Raw genomic sequence first — 6,449 nt, 5'->3', positions numbered from 1 at the left:
TTTTTGACGCCCCTGACACAACCCGGTGAGGGACACGGAAAACCGAACAGGAAAACCGAACAATCGCAAAGGAACACAATGGCGAAGAAAGAAGTCGACGGCGAGGGACTGGACATCCCCAACCGCATCAAGGCGCTGCCGGTCAAGCGTCCCGGTCCGATCGTGGCCGCCGTGATCGTCGCGCTGCTCGTGGCCATGCTCATCCAAGGCATGATCACGAACCCGCGGCTCGAGTGGCCGATCGTCTGGAAATACCTGTTCAACGAAAACGTGCTCAGGGGCATCCAGTACACCCTTGTACTCACCGTTATTTCGATGGTGATCGCAATCATTCTGTCGGTGATCCTCGCCATCATGCGCAAATCCATCAATCCGGTGCTGCGCGGCGTCAGCTGGTTCTTCATCTGGTTCTTCCGCGGTACCCCTGTGTACACCCAGCTCATCTTCTGGGGTCTGTTCGCCGTGCTCATCCCCAAGCTGAGCATCGGGGTGCCGTTCACCTCCATCGAGTTCTGGAGCATCGACTCGTCCGAGGTGGTCACCGCCTTCAATGCGGCGTGGATCGGTCTGGCCCTCAACGAGGCCGCCTACCTGTCCGAGATCGTGCGCGCCGGACTTGAGGCAGTGGATCCCGGCCAGACCGAGGCCGCGAAGGCCTTGGGTATGAGCCGCACGCTCATCATGCGCCGCATCGTGCTGCCGCAGGCCATGCGCATCATCATCCCGCCCACCGGCAACGAGACCATCGGCATGCTCAAGACCACGTCGCTGGTCACGGCCGTGCCGTTCACCTTGGAGCTCCAGTTCGCCACGGACGCCATCGCCAACCGCATCTACAAGCCGATTCCGCTGCTGTTGGTGGCCTGCTTCTGGTACCTGCTCATCACCTCCATCCTGATGGTGATTCAGTCCCGTCTGGAGAAGCACTTCGGTAAGGGCTTCGACGCGCGTGCCATGGGTACCCGCGGCAAGCAGCCGCCGCTGCCCGGCAAGACCGAGGGCGAGCCGAAGGACAATGTGAACAAGCTCAACGAGGCCGCATTCACCGGCATGACCGCGTGAGACAGGGGAGAGGCAATCATCATGACTGAATCCGCATCCAAGAGCGCCGCCGTTACGGGCGATTCTTCCGTGGCCGGTGTGGCCGGTATGGCCGGCGGCGTTTCCGGCGCTTCCAACGTGACCGTCCCCGCCATCAAAGCCGTGCAGGTCCACAAGGCCTTCGGCTCCCTTCATGTGCTCAAAGGTGTGGACCTGACCGTCATGCCCGGCACGGTGACCGTAATCCTCGGTCCTTCCGGCTCCGGCAAGTCCACGTTCCTGCGCCTGATCAACCAGCTGGAGACGCTGACCGGCGGCTCCATCGAGGTGAACGGCGAACTCATCGGCTACAAGCACGTCACCAAGGACGGACAGGATGTGCTGCAGACCTTGGACGACAAGGAGATCGCCGCCCAGCGTTCCCATCTGGGCATGGTGTTCCAGCGCTTCAATCTGTTCCCGCACATGACCGCGTTGCAGAACGTGATGGAGGCGCCGGTCCATGTCAAGCACATGGCCAAGAAGGAGGCTCACGACCTTGCGGTGGCCGAGCTCGAGCGCGTGGGGTTGGGCGACCGTCTCGACTACTACCCCGCGCAGTTGTCCGGCGGTCAGCAGCAGCGTGTGGCCATCGCCCGCGCATTGGCCATGAAGCCGGAAATCATGCTGTTCGACGAACCCACCTCGGCGCTCGATCCCGAGTTGGTGGGCGAGGTGCTGAACGTCATGCGCTCCCTTGCCAAGGAGGGTATGACCATGGTGTGCGTCACGCATGAGATCGGCTTCGCCCGCGAGGTGGCCGATCAGGTGGTGTTCATGGATGGCGGCGTGGTCGTTGAAAAGGGCGGCCCCGACATCATCGACCATCCCACCGAGCCGAGGTTCCGGGACTTTTTGCAGCACGTGCTGTAACCCTGCAACCCAGAAGGGGTTCTCGCAACTGTCTGAATGGTGCTGGCTCCCTCTGACGGGACGTTGCCGCCAAACAGCTCCGCTGTTTACTTCGCGGCAACGTCCTAACAAGGGAGCCAAAATATAATCAACGAACTTACGGCGTAGCATACTGGATTGGGCCTAGGAATGTAGGTCCTTTCCCTCTTAATGGGGTAGGGGAAGAGCGGATTCTGGGCATATCACCACCATGGGGATGCCACCTCTAGGCGTTCTGGGCATATGCGTATCGCGAAAGAGCGGTTTCGCCGTCGCTCCTGATACGCATATGCCCAGAACGCCGCATTTATATCGGATATGCCCAGAATAATTGGTAGGGATATGCCCAGAACTTGTGGTAGTCGGTGGAGGTATGTTCAGAACTTGTGATAACTGGTAAAGGTATGCCCAGAACTTGTACGAAGTGAGCGGGCCGGCGGCCGGTTGGGGCGTCGGCCCGGTTTTCTGGGTGTTTTGGGATGTGGCGATAGCCCGGCAACAGGCCGGGCCGTTCGACGTGGGACACATGCGTCCGCTAGGCTTATAAGCCATGTGTGGAATCGTTGGATATGCAGGAAATGTCGAAACCGCGTGTGGCAAGCCGCTTGAGGTCTGTCTGCAGGGCCTGGAGCGTCTGGAATACCGCGGTTATGATTCGGCCGGCGTGGCGCTGACCGCGCCTGGCATGGACAAGGTGGCCGTGCGCAAGAAGGCCGGTCGCCTCAAGAATCTGGTGGAGAGCATCGAACGCAAGCCCATGCCGGTCGCCACCGTGGGCATCGGCCATACGCGCTGGGCCACCAACGGCGAGCCGAGCGACGTGAACGCCCATCCGCACACCAGCATGGATGGCAAGGTAGCCATCATCCACAACGGCATCATCGAGAACGCCTCGCAGCTGCGTCTCGATCTGCAGGCCGAAGGCTACCGCTTCGCGTCGGCCACCGACACCGAAGTGGCCGCCAAGCTCCTCGGCAAAATCGTGGACAAGGTGATTGAGGAACAGGGGCAGCCGAATCTGTTCGAGGCCGTGCGTCGCATGGCGCGCATGTTGCAGGGCGCGTTCACCATTCTCGCCACCGATTGCCGCCAGCCGGACATTGTGGTGGGCGCGCGTCATGATTCCCCGCTTGTGGTGGGTCTGGGCGACGGCGAGAACTTCCTCGGATCCGATGTCGCCGCATTCGTCGCGTACACCAAGCGTGCGATGGAAGTTGATCAGGATCAGGCCGTGTGCGTGTCCGCCGATTCCGTGGTGGTCACCGATTTCGACGGCAACGTGGTGTCGAATCCCAAGACCTACACCGTGGACTGGGACGCCTCGGCTGCCGAAAAGGGCGGCTGGGACTCCTTCATGGACAAGGAGATTCACGAGGACCCGGCCGCCGTGCAGCGCACGCTACTTGGCCGGTTCGATGCCAAGGGCGATATCGCGCTGGACGAGGTGCGTATCGATGAGCACGACTTCAAGGCCATCGACAAGATCATCGTTGTGGCCTGCGGTACGGCGAGCTATGCCGGCCAGGTGGCCAAATACGCCATTGAGCACTGGGTGCGCATCCCGGTGGAGGTGGAGCTGGCCCACGAATTCCGCTACCGCGACCCGATCCTGACCCCGCGCACGCTCGTGGTGGCCATTTCGCAGTCCGGCGAAACGATGGATACGCTGATGGCCCTTCGCCACGCCCGCGAGCAGGGGTCAAAGGTGCTCGCCATCTGCAACACGCAGGGCGCCTCCATCCCGCGCGAGTCAGACGCGGTCCTGTACACGCACGCCGGTCCGGAAGTGGCCGTGGCCTCCACCAAGGCGTTCGTGGCGCAGATCACGGCGGCCTACCTGCTGGGTCTGTACCTCGCACAGGTCAAGGGCGCGATGTTCCGCGACGAGATCCATCAGGTGCTCGACTCCCTGAAGGACATGCCGCGCAAGATCCAGTGGGTGCTCGACACGCAGCCCAAGACCATCCAGGCCGCGGCGGAGCACATGGTGAACGCCAACTCCTTCCTGTTCCTCGGCCGTCATGTGGGTTATCCGGTGGCGCTGGAGGGTGCGCTGAAGCTCAAGGAAATCGCCTACACCTTCACCGAGGGATTCGCGGCCGGCGAGCTCAAGCACGGTCCGATCGCGCTGGTGGACGAGGGCGAGCCGGTGGTGTTCATCGTGCCGCCGGAACGCGGCCGCAATGTGCTGCACGCCAAGGTGATCTCCGGCATCGAGGAAGTCAAGGCGCGCGGCGCGTACATCATCGCCGTGGCCGAGCAGGGCGACCCGGACGTGGAGCGGTATGCGGACGTGGTGTTCTGGCGCCCGCAGTGCCCCACGCTGATGAGTCCGCTCGTCGACGTGGTGCCGCTGCAGCTGTTCGCCATGGACATGGCCAAGCTCAAGGGCTACGACGTGGACAAGCCGCGCAATCTCGCCAAGTCCGTCACCGTCGAGTGATGTGACGGTCGCTGTGCGTTGAACGCTGGAATATGTGCTGATCGCCGGTGGAGTGGGGAGACGAGTGCTGGACACACTCAAGGCCGTTCGGCCAAGCCTACGGTCCAGCATCGTCTCCCCACTCCACCGGCTTCGTTCCATGTGTAGCTTTCCAGTTGCGACATTTGCTGATTGACCGCCTCTTTGCCGAATATGTGATGCCGGATGCGCTTGGGGCGCTCAGGCCGAGTTTACGGTCCGGCGACGTGCATTCCACCCCACCGGCTGCGTTGAATGGGCGCTGCGATGACTCATCCATTGATTCCTGGGCGTCGGCTAGTCGGACATGCGATGCTGGATGCGCTTGGGCTGTTGATGTCTCTCCGGGCGGAATGCTGAGTCCGACAACACACATTTGTCCTGATGATGGCCATGACATGTATCCTCCTGTTGCGGAGGAATTCGTTACGAGGGGAGCGCAATGCCGAGGCCGCATCGATACGTGACCGAGGAGCCGCATATCCCGTTCGAGATGGACGTGCTCTACGAGGATGAGCGGATCATCGTGGTGGACAAACCGCATTTCCTGCCCACCATGCCGCGCGGCATGTGGTACCGTTCCACGGCGCTGATGCGGCTGCGTGAACGGCTCGGCGAGCCGGACATCACGCCCGCACACCGGCTGGATCGACTGACCGCCGGCGTGCTCGTCTTCGTGCGGGACCCGGCTTGTCGCGGCGCGTACCAGATGCTGTTTCAGAATCGGCGGGCCGTCAAAGTCTATGAATGTCTGGCACCGTGCCGACCGATCCGTCGGCCGCGATTCGGCACCGTGACCTGGCCTGAGTCTCCTCGGCCCTTCCCGCTGCTGCGGCGCTCGCACATCACCAAGGAGCGCGGCACCCTCACCGCCTTCGAGGAGCCGGGCACCGTCAACGCCGAAACCCTGATCGAGCGCGGGCCGTTGGCGGGATTGGCTGGGGCGGGCGGATTGACCGGGAGGCCGTCGCCGGGGTTGTTGCCGGAGGCGTCGGCGTTATCAGGGGCGTCGGAGTCATCAGAATCATCGGTTGCCAGCGGGAATGACCGCAGAAGTGGCCATGGGGATGACTTGCGGGATGACTTGAAGAACGGCGTGCACGGCGGCGGATTTGCATCATTGCAATCCGGCGGATTTGCATCATTGCAATCATCCCAATCGTCTTGCGCTGCGCTGGTCTGTCGATACACTCTTCACCCGCGCACCGGCAAGACGCATCAGCTGCGCGTCCACATGAACTCGCTGGGACTGCCCATCGTTGGCGACGACTTCTATCCCCGCATCCAGACCCGCCCGTACGACGATTTCTCCCAGCCGCTTGAGCTGGTCGCCCGCACCCTGCGGTTCACGGACCCGATCACGGGGGAGTCGCGCGAATTCGTCTCGCGCATCCCGCTTGGCGGCTGAGCGTGACGGCTGAGTGTAGGCAATCGGTCGGAGATGAGTGACCCGGTGCCCGAAAACCGGCGGCGGTCTGTATTCATATCGTGTTTGGCTGTTCGATGATTCCTGCCACCTGCCGTCGGCTGGTGGGTTTGCCGTCTGCCGGCGGGTTTTCTGTCGGCCGGGGGTTTCCGTCGGTCGGCGGGTTTTTCCGTCGGCCGGGGTTTCCCATCGGCCGGTAGGGGTTTGCCGTCTGGCGGTACGGGGCGTGCCGTCTGGCGGTGTGGGGCGTGCCGTCGGCCGGTACGGGGCTTCACGTCCGGTCTGGCGTGGGGCGCGCCCCGCGAACGCCGCAGCCTCAAGAAAAACGCCCTTCATGTCCGGTCCGGCGCGGATGCCGTCGTTGCTTCGGAATCCATACGTACGCCGGGTCGGTCATAGGGGCGTCGTCCTCAGTTTCCTTCCGGAACACCGACATGAGGGAGAGACGTCGATGCGGCGGCCGGGACGGGAGTAAGACCGCGGCAGGATGGCGGATAAGAGGACAGGGCGGAGAGAGCGGAACGGCAAACGGGACGAAACGTAAGTTTCAGACGTCAGCGACTTACGTTTCGTCCCGTTTTGATACGGGGG

Annotated in this window: 4 protein-coding genes; all 4 read left to right on the top strand. The window is 62.6% G+C overall.

The features are described 5' to 3' along the window. The first annotated feature begins 78 nt into the window (after positions 1 to 78). Positions 79 to 1,062 carry an amino acid ABC transporter permease gene (locus tag BG22_RS10640; RefSeq protein WP_094667110.1) on the top strand — a complete coding sequence of 328 codons (984 nt, stop codon included), beginning with the start codon at positions 79 to 81 and terminating at the stop codon, positions 1,060 to 1,062. Positions 1,063 to 1,149: 87 nt separating this feature from the next. After that, positions 1,150 to 1,953: an amino acid ABC transporter ATP-binding protein gene (locus BG22_RS10635; protein ID WP_140495431.1), complete on the top strand. Its 804-nt coding sequence runs from the start codon at positions 1,150 to 1,152 to the stop codon at positions 1,951 to 1,953. A gap of 568 nt (positions 1,954 to 2,521) precedes the next feature. Next, entirely contained in the window at positions 2,522 to 4,414 is a 1,893-nt protein-coding gene (gene glmS / locus BG22_RS10630) for a glutamine--fructose-6-phosphate transaminase (isomerizing) (RefSeq protein WP_140495427.1), read from the top strand. A 460-nt stretch (positions 4,415 to 4,874) separates the two neighbouring features. Further along, on the top strand, positions 4,875 to 5,840 hold the full coding sequence (locus tag BG22_RS10625; RefSeq protein WP_308810468.1) for a pseudouridine synthase: 966 nt from the start codon (positions 4,875 to 4,877) through the stop codon (positions 5,838 to 5,840). The last annotated feature ends 609 nt before the right edge of the window (positions 5,841 to 6,449 follow it).

Origin of the sequence: Bifidobacterium sp. UTBIF-78 (assembly GCF_006408945.1) — a bacterium.
GTDB classification, from domain to species: domain Bacteria; phylum Actinomycetota; class Actinomycetes; order Actinomycetales; family Bifidobacteriaceae; genus Bifidobacterium; species Bifidobacterium myosotis.
Note: the sequence above shows the minus strand (reverse complement) of the source record. Positions and strands in the feature narration are given on the sequence as shown.